We start from the raw sequence: 23,041 nt of genomic DNA, 5'->3' as shown, positions 1-23,041 counted from the left end.
CGGCAGACTTATGACCGACACGCCCGAGGCCGCCAAGGATTGGCGCGACACCGTCTTCCTGCCGAAGACCGATTTCCCCATGAAGGCCGGGCTTGCCGCCAAGGAGCCGGCGATCCTGGAGCGCTGGGCGAAGATCGGGCTGTACCAGCGGCTGCGCGCCGAGCGGCAGGGACGCGAGCGCTTCATCCTGCATGACGGCCCGCCCTACGCCAATGGCGACATCCATATGGGTCACGCCATGAACAAGGTGCTGAAGGACATCATCGTCCGTTCGCAGACCCTGGCCGGTAAGGACGCGCCCTATGTGCCCGGCTGGGACTGTCATGGCCTGCCGATCGAGTGGAAGGTCGAGGAAGCCTACCGCGCCAAGAAGCAGAACAAGGACGAGGTGCCGGTCGCGCAGTTCCGCGCCGAATGCCGCGCCTATGCCGACAAATGGGTCGGCGTGCAGCGCGCGCAGTTCGAGCGGCTGGGGGTAATGGGCGATTGGGCCGACCCGTATCTGACGATGACCTATGCCGCGGAAGCGACGATCGTCGGCGAGCTGTTGAAGTTTGCCGAGTCGGGGCAGCTTTATCGCGGCGCCAAGCCGGTGATGTGGTCGCCGGTGGAAAAGACCGCGCTGGCCGAGGCCGAGGTCGAGTATGAGGATATCGTCTCGACCCAGATCGATGTCGGGTTCGAGATCGTGGAAGCGCCGAACGCGCCGGACCTGGTCGGCGCGCATGCGGTGATCTGGACGACGACGCCGTGGACGATCCCGGTGAACCAAGCTTTGGCCTATGGCGAAGCGATCAATTATGTCGCTGTCGAAATCGTCAGCGTCGGGGAAGTCGGCAGCAACGTCGAGCCCAATGTCCAGCGACTGATCGAGGCGCATTCGGCATGGTCGGGCCGGCGGTTCGTTATCGCGGAGGCTTTGGTCGATCAGTTCAAGGACCGGCTCTCCAAGCAAATCTCGCTGGATAAGGGTGGCCTGTTCTTCCCCGTTTTGCGAGCCGTTTGGAATGGCACCGGGAAGCAACTCGCCGGCGCCGTCGTCCGCCACCCGATGCACGCGCTCGGCGGCTTCTTCGCCAAGCCTCGGCCGATGCTGCCGGGCGAATTCGTCACCACCGATGCGGGTACGGGTCTGGTCCACATGGCGCCCGATCACGGCGAGGACGACTTCCTGCTGTGCAAGGCGCATGGGATCGAGCCGGTGTTCGCAGTCGATGGCGCGGGGCTGTACCGTGCGGACTGGGCCTGGCTGGGTGGCCAGGGATCGGTGATCAACAAGAAGTTCGTCGCATCCGATGGGCCGATCTGTTCGGACCTGCGCGATGCCGGCGCGCTGCTGGCGGCGTCGGACGACTTCAAGCACAGCTATCCGCATTCGTGGCGGTCCAAGGCGAAGGTGATCTTTCGCGCGACGCCGCAGTGGTTCATTCCGATGGACCGCGCCGAGCAGGCTGAGCGCGCCGCTCCTGTTCTGACCACCGGTGACCCGGCCGACCTGCAACTTGGCCATGCCCAGGGCAACGGTGCCACGCTGCGCGAAACCGCGCTGGATGCGATCGGGCGGACGCGGTGGGTGCCGGCGCGTGCCGAGAACCGTATCCGGTCGATGGTCGAAGGGCGGCCCGACTGGGTGATCAGCCGCCAGCGCGCCTGGGGCGTGCCGATCGCGCTCTACGTGCACCGCGCGACGGGCGAGTATCTGAACGATCCGGCGGTCAATGCGCGGATCGTGGAGGCCTTCCGCGAAGGCGGGGCGGATGCGTGGTTCACCGCCGATCATCAGGCGCTGCTGGGCAGCGGCTATGATCTGGCCGAATATGAGCCGGTCAACGACATTCTCGACGTGTGGTTCGATTCGGGTTCAACCCACGCCTTCGTGGTGGAGGCGCGGTTCGGCGAGGGAACGCGCGCAAACCTGTATGTCGAGGGGTCCGACCAGCATCGCGGCTGGTTCCAGTCGTCGCTGCTGGAGAGCTGCGGCACGCGGGGGCGGGCGCCCTATGACGCGGTACTGACCCACGGCTTCGCGCTCGACGGGCAGGGCCGCAAGATGTCCAAGTCGCTGGGCAACGTCGTCGATCCGTTGAAGGTGATCGGCGAGTCGGGTGCCGACATCCTGCGCATCTGGGTGGCCTCGGTCGATTATTTCGAGGACGTCCGCATCGGCAAGGAAGTGCTGGCGACTGCATCGGACAGCTATCGCAAGCTGCGCAACACTTTCCGCTATCTGCTCGGTGCGCTGGACGGGTTTGCGGAGGAAGAGCGCGTCGCGGTGGAGGCGATGCCGGAGCTGGAGCGCTATGTGCTGGCGCTGCTCGGGCAGCTGGACGCCGAATTGCGCTCGGCGGCGGATGCGTTCGAGTTCAACCGCTACTTACGCGCGCTGACCGATTTCGCGAACGAGGACCTGTCGGCCTTCTTCTTCGATATCCGCAAGGACGCGCTCTACTGCGATGCGGCCGACTCGCTGCGCCGTCGTGCCTATCGCACCGTGCTCGACACGCTGTTCCACGCGCTGGTCCGTTATGCCGCGCCGATCATCTGCTTCACCGCCGAAGAGGTGTGGCAGGCGCGCTATCCGTCCGAGGACGGATCGGTGCACCTGCTGGAATGGCCCGAGCTGCCGGCCCTGCCGGGGGACGATGCGCTGTCAACGCGCTGGGCCGAGGTGCGGTCGCTGCGCACGCGGGTGACCGAGGCGATCGAGCCGCTGCGCCGTGAAAAGACCGTGCGGTCGTCGCTGGAGGCGGAGGTGTCCGTGCCGGCGCTGCCGCTGGACGAGGATGCGCTGGCCGAGGCGTTCATCGTCGCGGCGGTCCGCCCCGGCGACGGCGTGAGCGTGTCGCGCACCGACTACGCCAAGTGCGGGCGCTGCTGGCGGCACCTGCCCGAGGTGAGCGCCGATGGCGGCCTGTGCGACCGGTGCGACGCGGTGGTGTCGCATGGCTAAGCTTCCCCGTACCGGGCTTCTCGTCGCGCTGGCGCTGTTCATCGCCGACCAGGCGAGCAAGCTGTTCGTCACGCACGGGCTGGGCATCCGCTATCTGGGTGACGTGCGCGACGTGCTGCCGATCTTTGCGCTGCGCTTCGTGCCCAATTACGGCATCTCGCTGGGGCTGCTGACCGCGGACGGGACGTTGCAGCGCTGGGCGCTGGTGGCGTTGACCAGCGCGATCGCGGTGGGCGTGGCGGTGTGGATGACGCGCGAGCGCAACCGGGCGGATCAGATCGCGCTGGGATGCGTGCTGGGCGGGGCGCTCGGCAATATCCTGGACCGGGCACGGCTTGGCTATGTGGTCGATTTCGCCGACCTGCACTTCGGTGAATGGCGTCCCTTTTTGGTCTTCAATGTCGCCGATGCGGCGATTACGATAGGCGTTCTGGTTCTGCTGGTCCGCGCCCTGTTGGTGCGCGACAAGGCTGCCCCTGTGGAGAATAGCAATGCGTAAGTTGGTGCCCGTGATCGCAGGTCTGTCCTGCGCCGCGCTGCTGGCGGGCTGTGGTGGCCGTGGGGGTCTGGACCGGGCGCGGCCCGACGAGTTCGCGGTGGCGCGCCAGGCGCCGCTGGTGATCCCGCCCGATTTCGCGCTGGTCCCGCCGCAGCCGGGTGCCGCGCCGCAGGCGACGGGCGGGCAGCAGCAGACGCTGGACGCACTGTTCGGTGGCCGGGCGCAGCGCAGCGCCGGCGAGCAGGCGGTGGTTGGCGCCGCGGGCGACGATGCGGCGGATGCCGGCATCCGTTCGTCGGTGGGCGATCCCGAAACCAATGTGGTCGACAAGGGCACCACGACCCGCGACATCGTGGCGGCGCCCGAGGGTGACGGCCAGGACGCACGCGCCGGCGCCCAGTAAGCTTTCCGGGGCAAACGAAAAGGGGGCGGCTTCCGCTATGGGAAGCCGCCCCCTTTTTCGCGTCCTGCCGACAGGATCAGAACGCGGCGGTCAGCGAGAACAGCACGGTGCCGTTGGCGATCGACTTGCCGCCCGGTTCCTGGAACTTCGAGAAATTCGGCTGGAGATAGGCGGATTCGGCGCGGGTGATGTCGGTATCGATATAGGAGACGTTGAACGTCAAGTTCTTGTACGCGACCACGTCGGCGCCGACGCCCCAGTCCCAATATTCGCCGGTGGGGGCCAGGCTGGTGCCGTTGGGGCCGAGGCCGGGATTGCCGTCCGAATAGCCGATATGCGCCTTCAGCGTGACGGGCGTGTTGGGGACGGCCACGACGCCGTCGCCGGTCAGGTAGACATTGTGCTGGCGCTGGCCGCGGCTGAACGGGGTGTTGGAGAAATTGCCGAGCGAGGTCTGCTTGGGCGCGTAATAGACGCCGGCGGTCAGCGTGGCGGGCCCCGCGACACCGGACAGGCGACTGAAGAATTCGACCACGTCCGACTCGGACGCGCCGCCCGGATAGGTGTACCAGGTCACGCCCGCATCGACGGTGGCGGAGCCGACCGTGGTCTTGTAGCCGCCGATCGCATCGAGTTCGAGATTGGCGCCGCCGAACGTGCCCCAGCCGGCGAGGTTCGAGGCGAAGGTGCCGATATAGAAGCCGCTTTCATGGGCGACGGTCAGTGCGCCCTGCACGGCGGCGTTCCTGTTGGTCTGGGATATGCCGCGCAGGCGATAGTCGGTCAGCACCGCGACGCTGCCGCTGACCGTGATCGGCTCCGGCGGGGCGGTGTCCTGGGCGAAGGCGGGGGTGGTGGCCGCCAGCATGAGGCCGCCCAGGAGTAGAGTGGAGAAGCGCATCGTTTCCCTTCCAAACGGAGAAGTCGATGTTCTCACCTGCATATCGCCGGATGCAGCGTCTGTTGGCGGCTGGAAGCCGCCTGCGCTGTCTATTCGGCGATGTTCGATTTGTGACAGCGGCTGTTGCGGTGCACAAGACGATTCTTGCGTCGGTACGCTTGTGGCGTGACTGGATGTTGCGCCGGGGTCACAGCGGAGGCGGCGTGTCTCTCGGAGCATGTGGCGCGGTGCGGATGTGCACGTCGCGCTGCGGATAGGGCAGGGTGATGTCGTGCTCCTTGAACAGCCACCAGAGGCGGTTCAGCACGTCGGAGCGGACGTTGCCGACGCCGCTCTCGGGATCGCTGATCCAGGCGAGTATCTCATGTTCCAGCGCATAGTCGCCATAGGACATCAGCCAGATGGTGGGCTTGGGGCTTTTCAGGACGCGGGGCGACTCGGCCGCGGCGCGCAGCATCAGTTGCTGGGCCAGGCGCAGGTCGGCGTCATAGGATACGCGAACGGGGATGCGGACGCGCACATTACGGTCGGAATAGGACCAGTTCTCCACCTCCTGCGTCATCAGGTTCTCGTTGGGGATCAGGTGTTCCTTGCCGTCGCGGGTGACGATGGAGACGGCGCGCACGCCGATCTTGTTCACCCAGCCGATCTCCTGCCCCAGCGCGATGACGTCGCCGGGCTTGATCGAGCGATCGAGCAGCAGGATGATGCCGGCGATGAGGTTGCCGATGGTCTTTTGCAGGCCGAAGCCGACGGCAAGGCCGAGGCCGCCGGAGAAGATGGCAAAGGTGGTCAGGTCGATTTCGAGGAGGTCGGTGCCGAAGAAGAAGGCGGCGACGACGATGGCGATGCTGGCGAGCTTCTGGCCGAGCAGGCGCTGGGTGGGGTCGAGGCCGCGGGCATGGGCGATCCAGTGTTCGACCACGCGGTTGGCGAGCCGGACGACCGCGTAGAGCGCAACGACCGTGACCAGCATGGTGACGAGCAGCATCAGCGAGAAGCGGCGGGTGCCGATGTTGAAGCCGATCGCCTCCAGCACGCGGATGATGGGGGCAAGGCCGCCGACCGCCTGGCTGAACAACCCGACGAACAGCATCGCCGCGGCCGTCCACGCCATCCACCGCGGCAGGCCGAGGCCGCGCAGCATCTGCACCGCGGCCAGCGCCGCCGTCACGCCCAGAGCCAGCCCGATCGGTGCCTGCGCCCAGGGCGACCAGCGCCACGCCGCCGACAGGATCGCCAGCAGCACGGCCGAGGTCAGATAGCGGGTGATGGTACAGAGCCGGCCGGCGACAAGCTCGCCATGATTGGCCGCGTGGCGCGTCCAGAAACCGGCGAAGCGCGGGCCGGCGACGCGGCCCGCCACCGTGCCGGCGCCGAGCATCGCCAGCATCAGCCCGGTGGCGATCGCCGCCTCGATCCCCTCGGCCCGCGACGGGAGGTCGAGCCCGTTGGCCTGAGGCCATTCGGGAAGCGTCATCCCAGCGTCGCGCGGAACCGGGCCAGCCCGCGATCGAGATCGGCGATCAGGTCGGCCGTGTCCTCCAGCCCGATCTGGAGGCGGACGATGGGGCCGGCGAAAGCGGTGCGCGCCACCGAGCGGATGCGACCGACATCGACGGGCGTGGCGAGGCTTTCGAAGCCGCCCCAGCTATAGCCGATGCCAAACAGTTCGAGTGCGTCGATCAGCGCCGCCCGCGCCGCCTCGCCGCCGCCGTTCAGGACAAAGGAGAAGAGGCCGCTGGAGCCGGAAAAGTCGCGTGCCCAGATGTCGTGGCCGGGACAGGTGGGAAGGGCAGGGTGCAGCACCTCGGCCACCTCGGCCCGGTCCTGCAACCAGCGGGCGATGGTGAGCGCGCTTTCCTGATGCCGGTCGAGCCGCACGGCCATGGTGCGCAGGCCGCGGCTGCCCAGCCAGCTATCGTCCGGGCTGGTGACCTGGCCAAGCTGGAAGCTGGTATCGCGCAGCGCCGCGAAGCGGCCGGGTGCGGCGGTGACCGAGCCGAGCATCACGTCCGAATGGCCGACGATATATTTGGTCGCGGCCAGGATGCTGTAATCCACGCCCTTGTCGATCGCGGAAAAGAACAGCGGCGTCGCCCAGGTATTGTCGAGCAGCGTGACGATGCCGCGCGCCTTCGCCACCGCGACGATCGCGGGCACGTCCTGTACCTCGAAGGTCAGGCTGCCGGGGCTTTCCATGAAGATGGCACGGGTGCGGTCGCCGATCAGGTCGGCGATGCCGGCGCCGATCAGCGGATCGTAGAAGCGGGTGGTGATGCCGAAGCGGTCGAGCAGCGACGCGGTCATCGCACGGGTCGGTTCATAGGCGCTGTCGACCATCAGCAGTTCGTCGCTGGGCGACAGCACCGCAAGCAGCGCGGCGGCGATGGCGGCGACGCCGGAGGGGTAGAGGAACGTCGCCTCCGCCCCCGGCTCCAGGCTGGTCAGCGCATCGGCGAGCGACCATTGGGTCGGCGTGCCGCGGCGGCCGTAATAGAGACGGTGATGCGTGTCGCGGCCGGCACTGGCGCGCAGATCGGCGATCGAGTCGTAGAGGATCGTCGAGGCGCGCCAGACGGGCGGGCTGACGATGCCGGCGGTCCACTCCTTGCGCCGGCCGGCCTGTACCACGCGCGTGGCCGCACCCAGCGTATCGTCGTCCTTCATGTCAGTCCTTTGCCTTTGGCGTGTCGGGATGGCTGCCCCATTCGGCCCAGCTGCCGTCATAGACGACCATGGCGTGGCCGAGCAGATGGGCGCCGAAGGCCAGCACGGTGGCGGTGATGCCCGAGCCGCAGGTGGCGACGATGGGGCGGTCGAAATCGACGCCGGCCTCTGCAAAGGCGGCCGCGAGGGCTTCGCCGCGCTTCCACCGGCCATCCGGTTCGAACAGCCGGGCATAATGGAGGTTCTGCGAACCGGGAATGTGGCCGGGGATGACGCCGGCGCGCGGTTCCGGCTCCGCACCGGCAAAGCGGGCGGGCGAGCGGGCGTCGATCACCTGTTCGGCATCGGTGGAAAGGTTCGCCTGCATCTGGGCAAGGGTTCGCAGATGCGCGGCGGGCGGATGGGCGACGAAGCGGCCGGGGGCGGGGGCGGGTGCCGCGCCCTGTTCGATCGGCAGGCCGGCCGCCTGCCAGGCGGCGAGACCGCCGTCGAGGATCGCGACGTTTGCCGCACCGAAGCTGCGCAGCATCCACCAGCCGCGCGCAGCGCTGTGCAGGGGAGACTGGTCATACACGACGATGCGGTCGTCGGTGCCTATGCCGAGGTCGGCCATCGCGGCGGCAAAGCGCTCCGGCGAGGGCATCATCATCGGCAGGCTGGTGTCGGGATCGACCAGATGGTCGAGATCCATGAAGCGGGCGCCGGGAATATGGCCGTCGTGAAACAGACGCCGGGACTGTTCGCCGCCGGGATCGCCGAGCAGGTGGGTCGCATCGAGCAGGCGGATGCCCGGATCGTCCAACAGCGCAGCCAGCGCCTGCGGTGTCAGCAATGCGTCCATCGTCACCTCCAGCGCGAAAGTCCCTATCGGGCCTGTCCGTCGCCGTCGATAGGAAGCGGGCGTTGGCGTCGGGCGCGACAGGCCCTACATGGCGAGCATGAATCCCATGCATCTTGGACAGACCAGCACGCTTCCCGCCAGCCCGGACGAGGCGGTGCTCGACTATGTACCCAATCCCCGGCCCGGCAGGACGTATCTGGTGCGTTTTGCGGCGCCGGAATTCACCTCGCTCTGCCCCGTCACGGGGCAGCCGGATTTCGCCCATCTGGTTATCGATTACGTTCCCGGCGAGACGATCGTCGAGTCCAAGTCGCTGAAGCTGTTCCTGGGCAGCTTTCGCAACCATGCCGGTTTCCATGAGGATTGCACGGTCGGCATCGGCGAGAGATTGTTCAACGAAATGAAGCCGGTATGGCTGCGGATCGGCGGGTATTGGTATCCACGCGGCGGCATTCCGATCGACGTATTCTGGCAATCGGCGGCGCCGCCTGCCGCGCTTTGGCTGCCGGACCAAGGCGTTTCGGGGTATCGCGGCCGCGGCTGATCGCAGGGGCCGCGCGGCTCATCCTGCATTGCAACAGAAATGCAACCAACCCCGTCCTCGACTGTTCATCCCTCCGCAAGGTTTCGGGCAGGTTCATGTCCGGCGATGTCGAGGGTTGGCAGGATGGTGACGACGGATGGCGCGATGATCGAACGGCTGGCACTGATCGGCAATTTCCTGCCGCGGCAGTGTGGCCTCGCGACGTTCACGACCGATGTGTACAAGGCGATGCGGGACCGTTTCCCGGACATCGCGGTCGATGTCTATGCGATGGACGACCATCCGGGTCGCTACGCCTATCCGCCCGAGGTGACGGGCACGATCCCCCAGAATGACCGTGTGGCCTATCTCGACACCGCCCGCCGGATCGAGGCGAGCGGCGCGCAGGCGATCTGGGTGCAGCATGAATATGGCATCTATGGCGGCGCGGCCGGCGAGCATATCCTGGCGCTGCTCGACCGCACCACGCTGCCGCTGATCGTCACGCTGCATACCGTGCTCGAAAAGCCGAGCGTGGATGAACGCCGCGTGCTCGAAGGACTGCTGCAGCGTGCCGCGCGCGTGGTCGTGATGGCTGAGCGTGGTCGCGATATCCTGCAGCGCGTCTACGGCGCCGACCCGCGGCAGATCGTGATGATCCCGCACGGCGTGCCCGACCGGCCGCTGGTCGCCGCGGAAGCGATGAAGGATGCGTTCGGCTGGCAGGGCCGCAAGGTCGTGCTGACCTTCGGCCTGCTGGCGCCGAACAAGGGCATCGAGACGATGATCGAAGCGCTGCCGGCAGTGGCGCAGCGGCATCCCGAACTGCTCTACGTCGTGCTGGGCGCGACGCATCCCAACCTGATCGCGCATGAGGGCGAGGCATATCGCGACCGTCTGAAGGCGCTGGCCGAAAGCCGCGGCGTGGCAGGCAATGTCGCCTTCATCGACGGGTTTGTCGAGCATGAGGAGCTGCTGGACTATCTCCAGGCGGCGGACATCTATGCGACGCCGTACAGCAACCCGGCCCAGATCACGAGCGGGACGCTGTCCTACGCGGTGGGCATGGGCAAAGCGGTGATCTCGACACCCTATGTCCACGCCACCGAAATCCTGGCCGATGGCCACGGTGTGCTGGTCGATTTCAACGACCATGAAGCCTTTGCACGGGAAATCGATCACCTGTTCTCTATCGAGCGGGACCGTAATCGTCTGTCGCAGCGCGCCTATGAGCGCGGGCGGACGATGATCTGGCCACGTCTGGCCGAAGCGACGCTCACGGAGATCAAGGCAATGGTGGCGACGCGCCCTAGACGGATGGTGCAGCAGGCACCGGCGATGAAACCCCTGGCGCCGGATTTCGCCGCGGTGGAGCGGATGAGTGATGCGACGGGGATGTTGCAGCATTCGATCTATTCGATCCCGGACCGCCGGCATGGCTATTGCATCGACGACAATGCCCGCGCGCTGATCTTCATGAGCGCGATGAGCGATCTGGATCCGGTGGTGCGCGACAAGTGGACGACGATCTACGCATCGTTCCTGCAATATGCGTGGAACCCGGAGGCGCGGCGCTATCGCAACTTCATGCGCTTCGACCGGACGTGGTGCGAGGATGTCGGGTCGGAAGATTCGAACGGCCGGACGCTGTGGGCGCTGGGCATCACCGCACGCGACGCGCAGTTGCAGAAGCATCGCGACTGGGCGGGGGCGATGTTCGATTCGACCGCGTCGCTGGCCCTGGAACTGGGGTCGCTGCGGGCGCAGGCCTTTGCGCTGCTCGGAGCGGCGGCGATGGTGGAGGCGAAGCCCGGCCATCAACTGGCGCGGACGATCCTGCAAAGCCTGCCCGACATTCACCTGGAACTGCTCGCCGAGGCGCGCCGCCCGGAATGGCAGTGGTTTGAGATCGTGCTGGCCTATGACAATGCGCGCGTGCCGCAGGCCCTGATCCGTGCCGGCAAGGTGCTGGGGCGGCAGGACCTGATCGATTGCGGCATCCAGACGCTGGACTGGATCGTCGGCAAGCAGACCTCGCCGGAGGGGCGTTTCCGGGCGGTCGGCACGGAAAGCTTCGGGCGGCCCTATGCCGAGCCGTTGCAGTTCGACCAGCAGCCCCTGGAAGCGCAAGCGACGGTGGAGGCATGCGAGGCCGCCTATGAGGCGACTGGCGATGCGCGCTGGATCACCGAGGCGCAGCGTGCCTATGGCTGGTTCCTGGGGCATAACGACCTGGACCTGCCGCTTGCCACCTCGGCCGATGGCGGATGCTTCGACGGGCTGATGCCGGGTGGCCTCAACCGCAACCAGGGGGCGGAGTCGATTTTGGCGCTGCAACTGGCAAATTGTGCGATTGCGGGGCTTTCCCAAGCTACCTCGAACGTGGCAGGAGCGTCGCGCGTCGTCGCCTGAGGGCGGGGATGTGTTGAAGCTGCGGTTTACGGGCGAGACGAAAGCACGATGGATCTGTTCAACCACCGGCTGCGCCTGCACGCCGATCCTTCCCGCGTCGTGGTGCGGCCCTTTCACATCGCCTGGGCGGGCGGCATCGGTGCGCCGCCCAGCCGCACCGAGCGGCTGGTCGCCGAAGTGCTGGAAATGTCCGCCGAGGAGGCCCGCAACCAGCTCGAGATCGTGTTGAAGGATTTCGAGGCGCGGCACTGGCAGACGCGGCGCGTGTTCATGACGCGCTACGACCAGATCGAGGACCTGCTGGGGCTGGACGGCAGCACGATCGGCGACGAGAAGCGCCAGCTGATCGGTGCATATTTCTGCCATGAATACAGCTATGCCGCCGCCGCGCTGATGAACCCCAGTGCGGTGCCGCATTTCGACCAGTCGGGCATGCCGCCGGGATCGCAGCGCATTTTGATGTCGATGCGCGCGGTGGGCGAGGGGCATATCTCGTCCGTCGCGTTTCGCGAAGGCATCATCACCGACCAGAATCAGTTGAAGCTGGCGCCCGAGCCGCCCTTCGCCACCGCGACCGACGTGGTGGGCGCTGGCGAGAACGAGGTGCCGACGGGGCAGGTGACGGTGTATCGCCACCGCGATTCGACGCTGTCGGGCACGGTCATCTTCCCGATCACCAAGGCCCAGTCCAAAGGACTGGAGGACATGCGGATCGTGCGGTTCGAGCATGAGGACGGCACGTTCGAATGGATCGGGACCTATACCGCCTATAATGGCTCCGAGATCCAGTCGGAGCTGATGCGGACCAAGGATTTCCGTGCCTTCGACCTGGTGCCGATGACCGGCTCGGCGTCGCGCAACAAGGGCATGGCGCTGTTCCCGCGCAAGATCGGCGGGCAATATATGATGATGGGCCGGCAGGACGGCGAGAACCTGTTCCTGTTGAAGTCCGACAGCCTGACGCACTGGGACGAGGGCGAGAAGATCCTGACCCCGGTCTTCCCGTGGGAGCTGGTGCAGATCGGCAATTGCGGGCCGCCGATCGAGATCGACGAGGGCTGGCTGCTGCTGACCCACGGTGTCGGCGCGATGCGCAAATATTCGATCGGGGCGGCGCTGCTCGACAAGGACGATCCGTCCAAGGTGCTGGGCCGGACGCGCGAGCCGATCCTGGCCGCCAAGGACCAGGACCGGGAGGGCTATGTGCCCAACGTCGTCTATTCCTGCGGCGCGATCCGGCATGGCGATTCGCTGTTCCTGCCGTACGGCATCGCGGACAGCTCGATCGGCTTCGCCTTTGTGGCGATCAGCGAGTTGCTGGCGGCGATGTGAGGCGGACGCTCCGCCGCGTGAAGCGGTAGAGCGCCCCGACCAGCACGAGGAAGACGAGCGTGCCGGCCGGCAGTGCGACGGCGGCGAAATCGTCGCCGACCAGCGCCAGCGGCGCGTCCGAGCCGGTCGCATAGACGATGACCGCGAAGGCGACGCCCCACAGGCTTTCGCCGACGATCATGCCGGTGGCGGTCAGCACGCCCATGCGGACCGCCGCCTCCGGATCGCGCTGGCGCAGCGCCCAGCGGTCATAGACCCAGCCGATCACCGCACCCAGCACGACCGGCAAGGTCACCGACATGGGCAGATAGATGCCGAGCCCGATGCCGAGCGGCGGCAGGCGGAGCAGGCGGGCGCGGCCCAGCCCCTCGTCGAGCGCGATCACCGCGACGCCGATCGCGGCACCGATGCCGATCATCGTCCAGTTGAGGTCGCCGCCCAGCACGCCCTTGGCAAGGGCCGAGATCAAGGCGGCCTGCGGGGCGGGGAGCGCGTTGGGGCCGGCACCGGGTGCACCGGCGAAGCCCAGCGTGCCGTTCAACAGCTCCAGCACGGGCGGCACGACGATGCTGCCGAAAACGACGCCGATGACGAGCGCGACCTGTTGTTTCCAGGGGGTGGCGCCGACCAGCTGCCCGGTTTTCAGGTCCTGAAGATTGTCGTTGGAGATCGTCGCCACGCCGAAGACGATGCCGGTGACGATGAGCGCATAGGCGACGAGCGCCTGCGTCGTCTCCGGCGGGGTGCCGCGGCCGAACAGGCCGACGAGCAGCAGCGCGGCGGCCAGTACCGATAGGATGCCGATGCCCGATACCGGGCTGTTCGATGCACCGATCAGTCCGGCCATATAGCCGCAGACCGCCGCGATCACGAGGCCGATGACCAGCACGAACAGCAGCGCGCCCGCGATCAGCGGGATCGCGGCGCCCGCCAAGGGGCCCGCCGCCACCACGCTCCACAAAAGTGCGGCGATCGGGACGAGCAGGCCGAGCGAGACGAGGGCGACGAGGCCGATCGGCAGGTCGCGTTCGGACATGTCGAGGATGGTGCCGCTGCGCCGGGCCTGCGAGGCGGCGACGGAGGCGCGGATGCCGCGCAGCACGGGGCCGATGATACGCAGCAGCGTCCAGATCGCGGCGACGCCGATGACGCCCGCGCCGAGGAAGCGCACGTCGCGGCTGAACACGCCGCCCGCCCATTCGGCGACGCTGCCGGTGGAGGGCGCTATGGCAGTGAGGATGGGCAGCGCGATCCACCAGCCGATGACGACGCCTGCGAACATGGCGAGCCCGACCGACAGGCCGACAAGATGCCCGGCACCGATCAGCGCGAAGGACAGTCCGCCCGCGATGCCGGTGGCGCCGGGGCCCGCGCGGAACCACAAGGCGGCCTCCGCGACGGCGAGGCGCGTCTGGGTGAGGATGGCGAACCCGGCCGAGACGAGCGCGTTGACGAGGATGATGCGCAGGCCGCGTGCGCTTTCCGCCTCGCCCTCGCGGCTGCCGGCGCCGATCTTGAGCACCTCGGCGGCGGCGCGGCCCTCGGGGTAGGGAAGCGTGGTGTCCACCACCAGCGCGCGGCGCAAGGGTACCGAGAACATCACCCCCAATATGCCGCCGGTCATGGTGATGCCGGCGGTGAGCAGGAAGGGGAAGCCGTTCCACCAGCCGATCATGACGAGGCCGGGCAGCACGAAGATGATCGCCGCCAGCGTGCCGGCGGCGGAGGCGACGGTCTGGACAATGTTGTTTTCCAGGATCGTCGCGCCGGGCAGGTAGCGCAGGATCGCCATCGAGATGACCGCGGCCGGGATCGAGGTGGCAAAGGTCAGCCCGACCTTCAGCCCCAGATAGACGTTCGCGGCGGTGAAGAGCAGCGTGATGAGCCCGCCGAGCGCGATGCCGCGCAGCGTGAGTTCGGCGGGGGAGCGCGAGTCGGGCGAGGTCATGGGCGGTCGGTCCGGGCAATCGGGCTGGAAGTGGACACTACATCCCCCATGCCGTGTCCACTTACCATTTCTGCAATCGTGATCTGCGGACGGTGTGCGGCGGGGGAGCAGGCTGGCATGACGCGAGGCTATGCCAGGCGGGGGCGTGTAGGACAGCGCTTTTTGCGCTTGCCGGGGCTGCGCGCATCGGCGAGCGTGGGGGCGCCTGGGGAGGGAAGTGGGAATGGGGATGCTGAACACGGTGCTGATGCTGTTGGCGGTGCCGCAGGCGCAGGCGGCGCCCCCGACCACACCGACCGCACCGGCCGCACCGGCCGCACCGGCCGCACCGGCTGGTGACGCACGGCGGCTGGATCAGGTCGCATGGCTGGGGCGGATGCTCTACACCTTCGACCGTGCGGCCTGGGTCAGCACCGATGCGCTGCTGGCGAAGGTGTCGAAGGACAAGCTGGCCGGCGTCGGCGGCTATGTGGTGGAGCCCGGCGAGGGAGAGGTGCTGCACGTGACCTATTATATGGGCACGGGCGATGCGGCGCGGGCGTTCTTCGTGGCGGATGTGCGGGATGGCAAGGTGACCGCGAGCACCATGCCGGCCGCGCCGACACCGCTGACGCCTGCACAGGCGATGCTGGCGCGGGCACGCGACGTGGCGGCAAAGGCGGCGGTCGAGCGCGGGTACAAGCCGTGTACGTCGGCCCCGTTCAACACGGTGGTACTGCCGCTGGGCAAGGACGGGCCGACCGCGGTCTATCTGCTGACCCCGCAAAAGGATGCGCAGCATTATCCGATCGGGGGCCATTTCCGGGTCGTGGTCGGGCCGGACGGCGCGGTGCTGGCGAAGCGGCCGTACAGCGTCAGTTGCCTGTCGGTGCCGCTGGCGAAGCTGCCCAAGGGCGCCGCGCCGGTGGCGTTGACGGTGAATTACCTGTTGGAGCCGACGCCGTCGGAACTCCATGTCTTTGCGTCGTACAATCTGGGATTGCCGCTGGTCGTCGCCACGTCCGACAATTCGGTCTGGCAGGTGGCGGGTAGCCGGATCACCAAGGTGCCGCCCGCCAAGTGACGATGCGGGCGGGGCGTCGGTGCGTTCGTCTTGAGGCGGCGGTCGGTCTCTCGATACGCCGTCTCGATACGCGGCGGCGCCGTTACTCGACGGCTACTCGAGACGAACGGGTGGCTGGGACGAACGGGTGGTCGGGGCGAACGAGTGCTTGGACGGGCCGGCGGCGTTTTGCCTCAGGCGTCGATGCGGGTGCCGATCGCGGCGTTGACCAGGCCGCCGTCGACGGTCAGCGTCTCGCCCACCACATAGTCCCCGGCGCGCGACGCCAGATAGATCGCGGCGCCGGCCATGTCCTCGGGCTCGCCGATGCGGCCGGCGGGGATCGCCTGGGCGACCGCGTCGCCGTGGTCGCGGGCGGCCTTGTTCATGTCGCTGGGGAAGGCGCCGGGGGCGAGGGAGGAGACGACGATGCGGTCGCGGATCAGGCGGGCGGCCAGGCGGCGGGTGAGGTGGATCAACGCCGCCTTTGACGCCTGATAGCTGTAGGTTTCCCAGCCGTTCAGGCGCTGGCCGTCGATCGAGGTGATGTTGATCACCTTGGCAAGCGGACCTGCGGCGCCCGCGGCCTTCAGCATCGGGTGCAGCGCCTGGGTGAGGAAGAAGGGGGATTTGACGTTGAGCGTCATTACCTTGTCCCACCCGGCCTCCGGAAACTCCTCAAACGCCATGCCCCAGGCGGCACCGGCATTGTTGACGAGGATGTCGAGCCGGCCCTCGCGTGCCGCGATCTCGGCGGCGAGCGCGCGGCAACCCTCGATCGTGGAAACGTCGGCGGGCAGGGGGTGGGTGTCGCCGCCGATCGCCGCGGCGGCTTCCTCGCACGCCTCGGCCTTGCGCGAGGCGATATAGACGCGCGCGCCCTGTGCGGCAAAGCCGGCGGCGATCATCCGGCCGATGCCGCGCGAGCCGCCGGTGACAAGAGCGACGCGACCGTCGAGGCGGAACAGGGTGGTGGTGTCCATGATGGGTGTCCTCCGGGGATCAGCCGCCGCGCTTGAGCGTCTCGCGGGCGATGATGAGCTGCTGGATCTGGCTGGTGCCCTCGTAGATGCGGAACAGGCGAACATCGCGGTACAGCCGCTCGATGCCGTAATCCGCGATATAGCCGGCGCCGCCGAAGATCTGCACCGCCCGGTCCGCGACGCGGCCGACCATTTCCGAGGCATAATATTTGGCGGCGGCGGATTCGAGCACGACATCCTCGCCCCGATCCTTGGCGGCGGCGGTATCGAGAACGAGGGCGCGGGCGGCGAGCGCCTCGGTCTTTGAATCCGCCAGCATCGCCTGGACGAGTTGATGCTGCGCGATCGGCTGGCCGAACTGGCGGCGGTCCGAGGCATAGGCGACGCAATCGGCGATCAGCCGCTCGGCAACGCCGACGCAGACCGCGGCGATGTGCAGGCGCCCGCGGTCGAGGACGCGCATGGCGATGCGAAATCCCTCGCCTTCCGCGCCGAGCCGGTTGGCGACGGGAACGGGCACGTCGTCAAAGGTGACGTCGGCGACCTTGGCGCCGCGCTGGCCCATCTTCTTTTCGGGTGTGCCGATGGTGATGCCGGGCAGGTCGCGGGGGACGAGAAAGGCGGACACGCCGCGCGCGCCCGGATCGTCGCCGGTGCGCGCCATGACGGTGAACAGGTCGGCACGGTCGGCATTGGTGATGTAACGCTTGGTGCCCGACAGGCGGTACACATCGCCGTCGCGCACCGCGCGCGCCTTTACCGCGCCGGAATCGGAGCCGATGTCCGGCTCGGTCAGCGCAAAGCTGGTGATGATCTCGCCACTGGCGATGCGGGGCAGCCATGTTTCCTGCTGCTCGGGCGAACCGGCGATGACGAGACCCTGGCTGCCGATGCCGACATTGGTGCCGAAGGCGGAGCGGAAGGCCGGCGTCGTGCGACCCATCTCGATCGCGACGCGCGCCTCCTCCGCCATGGTGAGACCGAGGCCACCATGTTCCGGCGCGATCGACAGGCCGAACAGGCCCATCGCCTTCATCTCGGCAATGATATGCGCCGGCACGGCGTCGTCCGCCTCGACCTGCGCCTCCAGCGGGCGCAGGCGCTCGGCAACGAAGCGGCGTAGCTGCGCGATCAGCGCGTCGAAAATATCGGCATCCAGCGCCATGCCCCTGGCATCCTCATCCTTTGCGCCGAAGCGTAGCGGGGTGGATGCGAGGGTGCAAACCCGATGTTCGAAAAATGGCGATGACGGCGGATTGCGGCTTGCCTCGACCGTTCCGGATTGTCGATCAGTCGAGCGGGATCGGAATGCGCCGGGCCTTCTCGGCCTTGGAGGCGCGGGGGCGCTTCACCTCGGCGACGATATCGCGGACGAGCGCGATGGGATCGCCCGCTTCGCCGGGGGCGCAGCAATCGTCGGTCGGGTCGATCAGCTTGGCAACCAAGCGCGCGGCGGCGACGCCGGGGCCGAGGATGTTGAAGCCGACCTGGCATCCTTCCAGCCGCGCGACGCAGGGTGCGGTCGCGGCGCCCAGCGCGCCTTCGCCTGTGAGATAGGGATTGGAGACGAGCGGGCCGACGGGTGCGCGCTCGTCGGGCAGCGGCAGGCGATCGTCGGCGGAACGGCGCGCACAGACCAGGATATCGGCGCCCTCGGTGCGGGGGCAGGGATCCGGATTGAGGATCGACCAGCTTTTCGGCGCATCGGCGGCGGGCAGCGGGGTGGCCGCCGTCTGGATCAGGAGCAGGGCGGCAAGGACGGGCATGGAGGGAGCCTCAGGGTTGCAGCGGGGGAAGTGGCGGGTCTTCCAATGGAATGGCGACCCGGCCTCTCTTGTCCGGCTTGGGCGCGGTGGCGCTGCGGATCGTGGAGGCGAGCGCGCCGATCACCGGGGCAATCGGCAGCATGACGCCCGTCTGGCATCCCCATTGCGATGCGGCGCAGGGCGTTGCCGCAGCGGCGAGGGCACCGGCCCCGTCGACCTTGGGGTTGGAGGGGGCGGGGCGGTCGGACGGGCCCCAATCCGGTTCGCGCTCGCGGCAGATGACGATCTCCTGCCCTTTGGCCTGCGTACCGGGACAGCCGGCGAGGATCGACCAACTGCTCTTCTCGGGCGCGCTGCTGGCGCTGGTGGCGGGCTGCTGCTGGAGCAGGACAAGCGCGGCGAGCAGGATCATGGCGCGGGCTTGCGCAGCGTGGCGCCGTGCACGGACCCGTCGCCGCCGACCGTGGCACTGACCCCGGCCAGGCCGCCGCCGACGAGGAAGGGGCTTTTCTCATGGATCGGATTGGTGCGCGCGAGCAGTGCCTCCCGCTCGACACGGACGGGTTGACGGCGGGGGTCGCCGGGATCGTTGATGATGAAGGGCACGCGAAAGCGATCGGCGTTGCGCAGGCCGCAAACGGTGATGTCGGTGCTGTGCGGATCGTGGATGCAGCGGCGTTCCGGGGATAGCTTGGTGGCCGCCCGCGCCATCATCCCCTGTGCATCCTGCAGCATCATCAGGACGAGACCCAGTGCCAGCATCGCCGATCCTCCCAAACCGGCATCGATCATGCCCGGTTCGGGATCATTGTGCCAGCGCGATCGGGCTCAGTTGGTCAATTCTGCACGGAGCAGCGTGCGCGGCTTGCGGGTGCAGACGCGCGCGCCGACGACCGAGCAGCGGCTGCCGTCATCGCCGATCGCGCGGGCCTTGGCATCGGGATCGAGCGCATCGTCATCGTCGAGGCGGAAGGGGGAGCGGGTGGGCTCGGTACCGCAGTCCGGGCCTTTGCAGGCGGCGCTGAGACGGGTGCCGGCATGCCGCATCAGGTCGCGGCGGGGGAGGTCGTGGGAGGGCAGGGCGGCGCCGATCGCGTCACCGGTTTGCACGCCCAGGAGCAGCAAAGCCATCACCGTCATCATCGGCGCCTATCCCCCTTATATTTCAGCCCTCTACCTCGACACCTGAACCCGGAGGATCAGTTGCCGGTTGCGTCGGTAATCGGAGCGACCCCCAGACGGGGTATGTCGATGGCCGGGCAGCGGTCCATGACGACCTTCAGCCCGGCGGCCTCGGCACGCGCGGCCGCCTCTTCGTTGATGACGCCCAGTTGCAGCCACACCGCCTTGGCCCCAATTGCGATCGCCTCGTCCACCGCTTCGCCCGCGGCCTGGGGGCGGCGGAAGATGTCGACGATGTCGATCGGGTCGCCGAGCTGGGCGAGTTCGCGAAACACGAATTCGCCGTGGACATGCTCGCCGGTGATCTGCGGATTGACCGGGATCACGCGGTATCCGTAATCCTGAAGCCGTTTCATCACCCCGTAGGAGGGGCGGTCGGGGCGGTCGGATGCACCCACCATCGCGATCGTGCGGGCGCCTTCGAGCAGCGCCTTGATCTCGGCATCGTCAGACAGCGGCATGGATGCATCCCGACCGGGGGAAACCTGGTCCGCTCGTGCCCAGCGGGGGCACGACCGGTGACATCATAACGTGTTACCCCCGGATTGGTTTCATGCGCGCGCAAGCCATGCGTTCACCTGTGCGGCGATCGGCGCGAACACCGTATCGTCCGCCTCGGCCGCGGGCGGGCGGCCGGCATCCGATGCGGTGCGGATCGCGACGGTGAGCGGCACCCGGCCGAGAAAGGGGATGTCGAGGTCGTTGGCGGCGGCTTCCGCGCCGCCGAGCCCGAACGGGTCGGAAAAGCCGCCGCAATGCGGGCAGCAATAGCCGGCCATGTTCTCGACCAGGCCGATGATCGGGATGCCGGCCTTGGCGAACAAATCGATCGCGCGGCGCGCGTCGATCAGCGCCAGATCCTGCGGGGTGGAGACGATGATCGCGCCGGCCGGGCGATGCTTCTGCACCATGGTGAGCTGCACGTCGCCGGTGCCGGGCGGCAGGTCGAGCACCAGCGTGTCGCTGGCCCCCCAGTCGCCGTCGACGAGCTGACCGAGCGCGCCCGCCGCCATCGGCCCGCGCCACGCGATCGCGCGGTCGGCCTCCACCAGCTGGCCCATCGACAGGAGCGGCACGCCGTAAGGGGTGGGAACTGGTTGCAGCTTGCCGTCATGCGCCACGGGCTTCGTGCCCTCCGCCGCCATCAGGCGCGGCTGCGAAGGGCCGTATATGTCGGCATCGACCAGCCCGACCCGGCGCCCCGCACGCGCGAGCGCGATGGCGAGATTGGCGGACAGCGTCGACTTGCCGACGCCGCCCTTGCCGCTGGCGACCGCGATCAGCTTGCGGCCGATCCGCTCGGCGGTGACGACGACGCGCACCTCGGTGACACCCGGCCGCCCGGCGGCGGCGCGAACGTCCGCCTCCATCCGGTCGCGGGCGCCCGCACCCAGCCCGGTCGCGTCCAGCACGATGCCGGCTTTGGTGCCCTCCATGCGGATCGCGGCGCGCTTGCCCGCCACTGCGGCCACCGCCGCCTTTACTTCATCGATCAGTGCCATGGCGGCCAGATAGGATGCTTGTCCCCGCTTGGCACTGTTTTTGTCGCGCGACCCTTCCTATACAGTCCCCATGAGAACCTTGCCGGGCTGGTTGAAGCGCCCTCCGATCCTTGCCGCAGAGACACCGAAGGGCCCTTGGGGCGGATCGGGCGACGAGGGTGGCGGATCGGATGGAAACGGATCGGGCGGTGGCCCGCGTAATCCCTGGGCCGTGCCGCCGGGCGGCCGGCGGACCGGTGCCAAGCCGACCGCGCTGGACGAGTTCCTGCGCAAGGCCCGTTCCGGCGGGCCGGGCGGCGGCGGGGGCGGCTTTGGCGGCATGCCGGGATCGCCCAATGCCCGCGCGCTGTGGCTGATCGGCGTTGCGATCATTCTGGGCATCTGGGTGCTTTACACCTCGATCCACCCGATCGGGCCGCAGCAGCGCGGCGTGGTGACCTATTTCGGGCGCTATGCCGGCATCCTGTCGCCCGGTATCCAGATCACGCCGCCGGCCCCGATCGCCAGCGTGCGCGTGCTGGACGTACAGAAGATCCGCACCGAGAATTTTCCGGAAGGGTCGGGCGAGAACCTGACGCTGACCGGCGACCAGAACATCGTCGACCTGACCTATTCGGTGCGCTGGGATATCGCCAATCCGCGCGACTTCACCTTCCAGCTGGCCGAGCCGCAGGCGACGGTGCGCGCCGCCGCGGAAAGCGCGATGCGCGCGGTGATCGCCACCACCACGCTGGAACAGGCGCTGGGCTCCGGCCGGACGACGATCGAGCAGCGGGTGCAGGACCTGACCCAGGACCTGCTCAACCAGTATAAGTCGGGCGTGCGGGTGCAGGGCGTGTCGATCAAGCAGGCGACGCCGCCGACGCAGATCGTCGACGACTTCAACAAGGTGACGGCGGCACAGCAGGAAGCGGCCGCCGCGCTGAACCAGGCGCGGTCGTACCGGCAACAGGTGATCGCCGCCGCACAGGGCGAGGCCGCGTCGTTCGACAAGGTGTATGCCGAATACCGGCTGGCGCCCGAAGTGACGCGCCGCCGCATGTATTACGATACGATGGAGGCCGTGCTGGCCAAGACGGACAAGACGATCGTGGAAACGCCCGGCGGGGTGGTGCCGTACCTGCCGCTGCCCCCGACGGCGCGGCGCGTGCCCGATGCCGCCACGACGACGCCGGTCCCGGCGCAGGAGGGCGGCCAGTGAACGGCCTGTCGCTCCGCAACCCCGTGGTGCTCGGCGTGATCGCGCTGCTGGCCGTCATCCTGGCGGCGGCGACCTTTGCGATCGTGCCGGAAACCAAGCAGGCGGTGGTGTACCGGCTGCAACAGCCGATCCGCGTCATCAACCGGTACCAGCCGGGCCAGGAACTGGGCCAGACCGGTGCCGGCCTGATCATGCGGCTGCCCTTTGTCGACCGGATCGTCTGGGTCGAGAAGCGGGTGCTGGACCTGGATCTGGAAAACACCCAGGTGCTGTCGACCGACCAGTTGCGCGTCAATGTCGATGCGTTCGCGCGTTTCCGGGTGGTCGATCCGCGGCTGATGCTGGCGACGGCGGGCAGCGAGGACGGCGTCGCCAACCAGCTTCGCCCGATCTTCGGCTCGGCGCTGCGCAACGAACTGGGCAAGCGGCGCTTCGTCGAACTGCTCAGCCCGGAGCGCGGGCGGGTGATGGACGCGATCCAGGACGGGTTGCAGCGCGTGGCGCAGCAATATGGCGTGCAGATCGTGGATGTGCGCATCAAGGAAGCCGACCTGCCGCAGGGCACGCCGTTGCAGAGCGCGCTGCGCCGGATGCAGTCCGCGCGTCAGCAGGAGGCGATCACCATCGCGGCCGAGGGGCAGAAGCAGGCGCAGATCGTGCGCGCCGAGGCCGACGCCGAAGCCGCGCGAATCTATGCCGGCGCATTCGGCAAGGATGCGGACTTCTACGACTTCTACCGGGCGATGCAGTCCTATCGCCGGACGTTCGGGGCCGATGGCCGACCGGCGCCGGAGGGTTCGACCTCGATCATCATGTCGCCAAACAACAGTTATCTGAGGGAGTTCGAGGGACGTGGGCGATGAAGGAACGATGCGGCCGTAATTCT

Annotated in this window: 22 protein-coding genes; 9 read left to right on the top strand and 13 right to left on the bottom strand. The window is 68.0% G+C overall.

The genetic code is table 11. The annotated features are described in order from the left end of the window. Positions 1-10: 10 nt before the first annotated feature. From ileS to GQR91_RS02300, 3 genes are read left to right on the top strand one after another with little or no spacing between them, the layout of a single operon-like run. Complete coding sequence (gene ileS, locus GQR91_RS02310; RefSeq protein WP_149681012.1) at positions 11-2,950, top strand: isoleucine--tRNA ligase; 2,940 nt, start codon at positions 11-13, stop codon at positions 2,948-2,950. Next, entirely contained in the window at positions 2,943-3,449 is a 507-nt protein-coding gene (lspA, locus tag GQR91_RS02305) for a signal peptidase II (RefSeq protein WP_149681011.1), read from the top strand. Before ileS ends, lspA begins: the two co-directional genes overlap by 8 nt. After that, positions 3,442-3,852, top strand: coding sequence for a DUF3035 domain-containing protein (locus GQR91_RS02300; RefSeq protein ID WP_112381288.1), 411 nt, complete (start codon positions 3,442-3,444; stop codon positions 3,850-3,852). Before lspA ends, GQR91_RS02300 begins: the two co-directional genes overlap by 8 nt. Before the next feature lie 76 nt (positions 3,853-3,928). On the opposite strand, the gene GQR91_RS02295 is transcribed toward GQR91_RS02300, so the two are convergent. The 4 genes from GQR91_RS02295 to GQR91_RS02280 form a co-directional block, all read right to left on the bottom strand. Further along, complete coding sequence (locus tag GQR91_RS02295) at positions 3,929-4,753, bottom strand: TorF family putative porin (protein WP_149681010.1); 825 nt, start codon at positions 4,751-4,753, stop codon at positions 3,929-3,931. 187 nt (positions 4,754-4,940) lie between these two features. Next, entirely contained in the window at positions 4,941-6,233 is a 1,293-nt protein-coding gene (locus tag GQR91_RS02290; RefSeq protein ID WP_149681009.1) for a mechanosensitive ion channel family protein, read from the bottom strand. After that, complete coding sequence (gene metC, locus GQR91_RS02285; protein WP_149681008.1) at positions 6,230-7,423, bottom strand: cystathionine beta-lyase; 1,194 nt, start codon at positions 7,421-7,423, stop codon at positions 6,230-6,232. Before metC ends, GQR91_RS02290 begins: the two co-directional genes overlap by 4 nt. Position 7,424: 1 nt before the next feature. Continuing rightward, complete coding sequence (locus tag GQR91_RS02280; RefSeq protein WP_149681007.1) at positions 7,425-8,264, bottom strand: sulfurtransferase; 840 nt, start codon at positions 8,262-8,264, stop codon at positions 7,425-7,427. 97 nt (positions 8,265-8,361) lie between these two features. Between GQR91_RS02280 and queF the strand changes: the two genes are divergently transcribed. The 3 genes from queF (at position 8,362) to GQR91_RS02265 (ending at position 12,531) form a co-directional block, all read left to right on the top strand. Further along, positions 8,362-8,808: a preQ(1) synthase gene (queF, locus tag GQR91_RS02275; RefSeq protein ID WP_112381756.1), complete on the top strand. Its 447-nt coding sequence runs from the start codon at positions 8,362-8,364 to the stop codon at positions 8,806-8,808. Positions 8,809-8,931: 123 nt separating this feature from the next. Continuing rightward, positions 8,932-11,199, top strand: a complete 2,268-nt coding sequence (locus tag GQR91_RS02270; RefSeq protein WP_149681006.1) for a glycosyltransferase family 4 protein — start codon at positions 8,932-8,934, stop codon at positions 11,197-11,199. A gap of 48 nt (positions 11,200-11,247) precedes the next feature. Next, positions 11,248-12,531: a glycoside hydrolase family 130 protein gene (locus GQR91_RS02265; protein WP_149681005.1), complete on the top strand. Its 1,284-nt coding sequence runs from the start codon at positions 11,248-11,250 to the stop codon at positions 12,529-12,531. Here GQR91_RS02265 and GQR91_RS02260 read toward each other — a convergent pair. Then, on the bottom strand, positions 12,506-14,479 hold the full coding sequence (locus tag GQR91_RS02260) for an OPT family oligopeptide transporter (protein WP_149681004.1): 1,974 nt from the start codon (positions 14,477-14,479) through the stop codon (positions 12,506-12,508). The genes GQR91_RS02265 and GQR91_RS02260 overlap by 26 nt on opposite strands. Before the next feature lie 223 nt (positions 14,480-14,702). Between GQR91_RS02260 and GQR91_RS02255 the strand changes: the two genes are divergently transcribed. Then, complete coding sequence (locus GQR91_RS02255; protein WP_149681003.1) at positions 14,703-15,542, top strand: hypothetical protein; 840 nt, start codon at positions 14,703-14,705, stop codon at positions 15,540-15,542. 173 nt (positions 15,543-15,715) lie between these two features. On the opposite strand, the gene GQR91_RS02250 is transcribed toward GQR91_RS02255, so the two are convergent. From GQR91_RS02250 to GQR91_RS02215, 8 genes are all read right to left on the bottom strand, one after another. Then, a complete protein-coding gene (locus GQR91_RS02250) occupies positions 15,716-16,504 on the bottom strand; it encodes an SDR family oxidoreductase (RefSeq protein WP_149681002.1) in 789 nt (262 codons plus the stop codon). A 19-nt stretch (positions 16,505-16,523) separates the two neighbouring features. Then, on the bottom strand, positions 16,524-17,669 hold the full coding sequence (locus GQR91_RS02245) for an acyl-CoA dehydrogenase family protein (protein WP_149681001.1): 1,146 nt from the start codon (positions 17,667-17,669) through the stop codon (positions 16,524-16,526). 124 nt (positions 17,670-17,793) lie between these two features. Next, positions 17,794-18,270 carry a hypothetical protein gene (locus GQR91_RS02240; protein WP_149681000.1) on the bottom strand — a complete coding sequence of 159 codons (477 nt, stop codon included), beginning with the start codon at positions 18,268-18,270 and terminating at the stop codon, positions 17,794-17,796. A 10-nt stretch (positions 18,271-18,280) separates the two neighbouring features. Further along, positions 18,281-18,682: a hypothetical protein gene (locus GQR91_RS02235; protein ID WP_149680999.1), complete on the bottom strand. Its 402-nt coding sequence runs from the start codon at positions 18,680-18,682 to the stop codon at positions 18,281-18,283. Then, on the bottom strand, positions 18,679-19,062 hold the full coding sequence (locus GQR91_RS02230) for a hypothetical protein (RefSeq protein WP_175580843.1): 384 nt from the start codon (positions 19,060-19,062) through the stop codon (positions 18,679-18,681). Before GQR91_RS02230 ends, GQR91_RS02235 begins: the two co-directional genes overlap by 4 nt. Before the next feature lie 36 nt (positions 19,063-19,098). After that, complete coding sequence (locus tag GQR91_RS02225) at positions 19,099-19,413, bottom strand: hypothetical protein (protein ID WP_149680998.1); 315 nt, start codon at positions 19,411-19,413, stop codon at positions 19,099-19,101. 56 nt (positions 19,414-19,469) lie between these two features. Beyond that, positions 19,470-19,913: a CoA-binding protein gene (locus GQR91_RS02220; RefSeq protein ID WP_149680997.1), complete on the bottom strand. Its 444-nt coding sequence runs from the start codon at positions 19,911-19,913 to the stop codon at positions 19,470-19,472. Positions 19,914-20,003: 90 nt separating this feature from the next. Continuing rightward, positions 20,004-20,954: an Mrp/NBP35 family ATP-binding protein gene (locus tag GQR91_RS02215; RefSeq protein WP_149680996.1), complete on the bottom strand. Its 951-nt coding sequence runs from the start codon at positions 20,952-20,954 to the stop codon at positions 20,004-20,006. 70 nt (positions 20,955-21,024) lie between these two features. Here GQR91_RS02215 and hflK point away from each other — a divergent pair, with 70 nt between their 5' ends. Both hflK and hflC read left to right on the top strand, forming a co-directional pair. Further along, positions 21,025-22,155, top strand: a complete 1,131-nt coding sequence (hflK, locus tag GQR91_RS02210) for a protease modulator HflK (RefSeq protein ID WP_112381272.1) — start codon at positions 21,025-21,027, stop codon at positions 22,153-22,155. Further along, the gene (gene hflC, locus GQR91_RS02205; protein ID WP_174236578.1) at positions 22,152-23,018 is read left to right on the top strand and encodes a protease modulator HflC; all 867 of its coding nucleotides are present in this window, start codon (positions 22,152-22,154) and stop codon (positions 23,016-23,018) included. The genes hflK and hflC overlap by 4 nt, the downstream gene beginning before the upstream one ends. Positions 23,019-23,041 lie beyond the last annotated feature (23 nt).

This window comes from Sphingomonas carotinifaciens (assembly GCF_009789535.1).
Lineage (GTDB): Bacteria > Pseudomonadota > Alphaproteobacteria > Sphingomonadales > Sphingomonadaceae > Sphingomonas > Sphingomonas carotinifaciens.
Note: the sequence above shows the minus strand (reverse complement) of the source record. Positions and strands in the feature narration are given on the sequence as shown.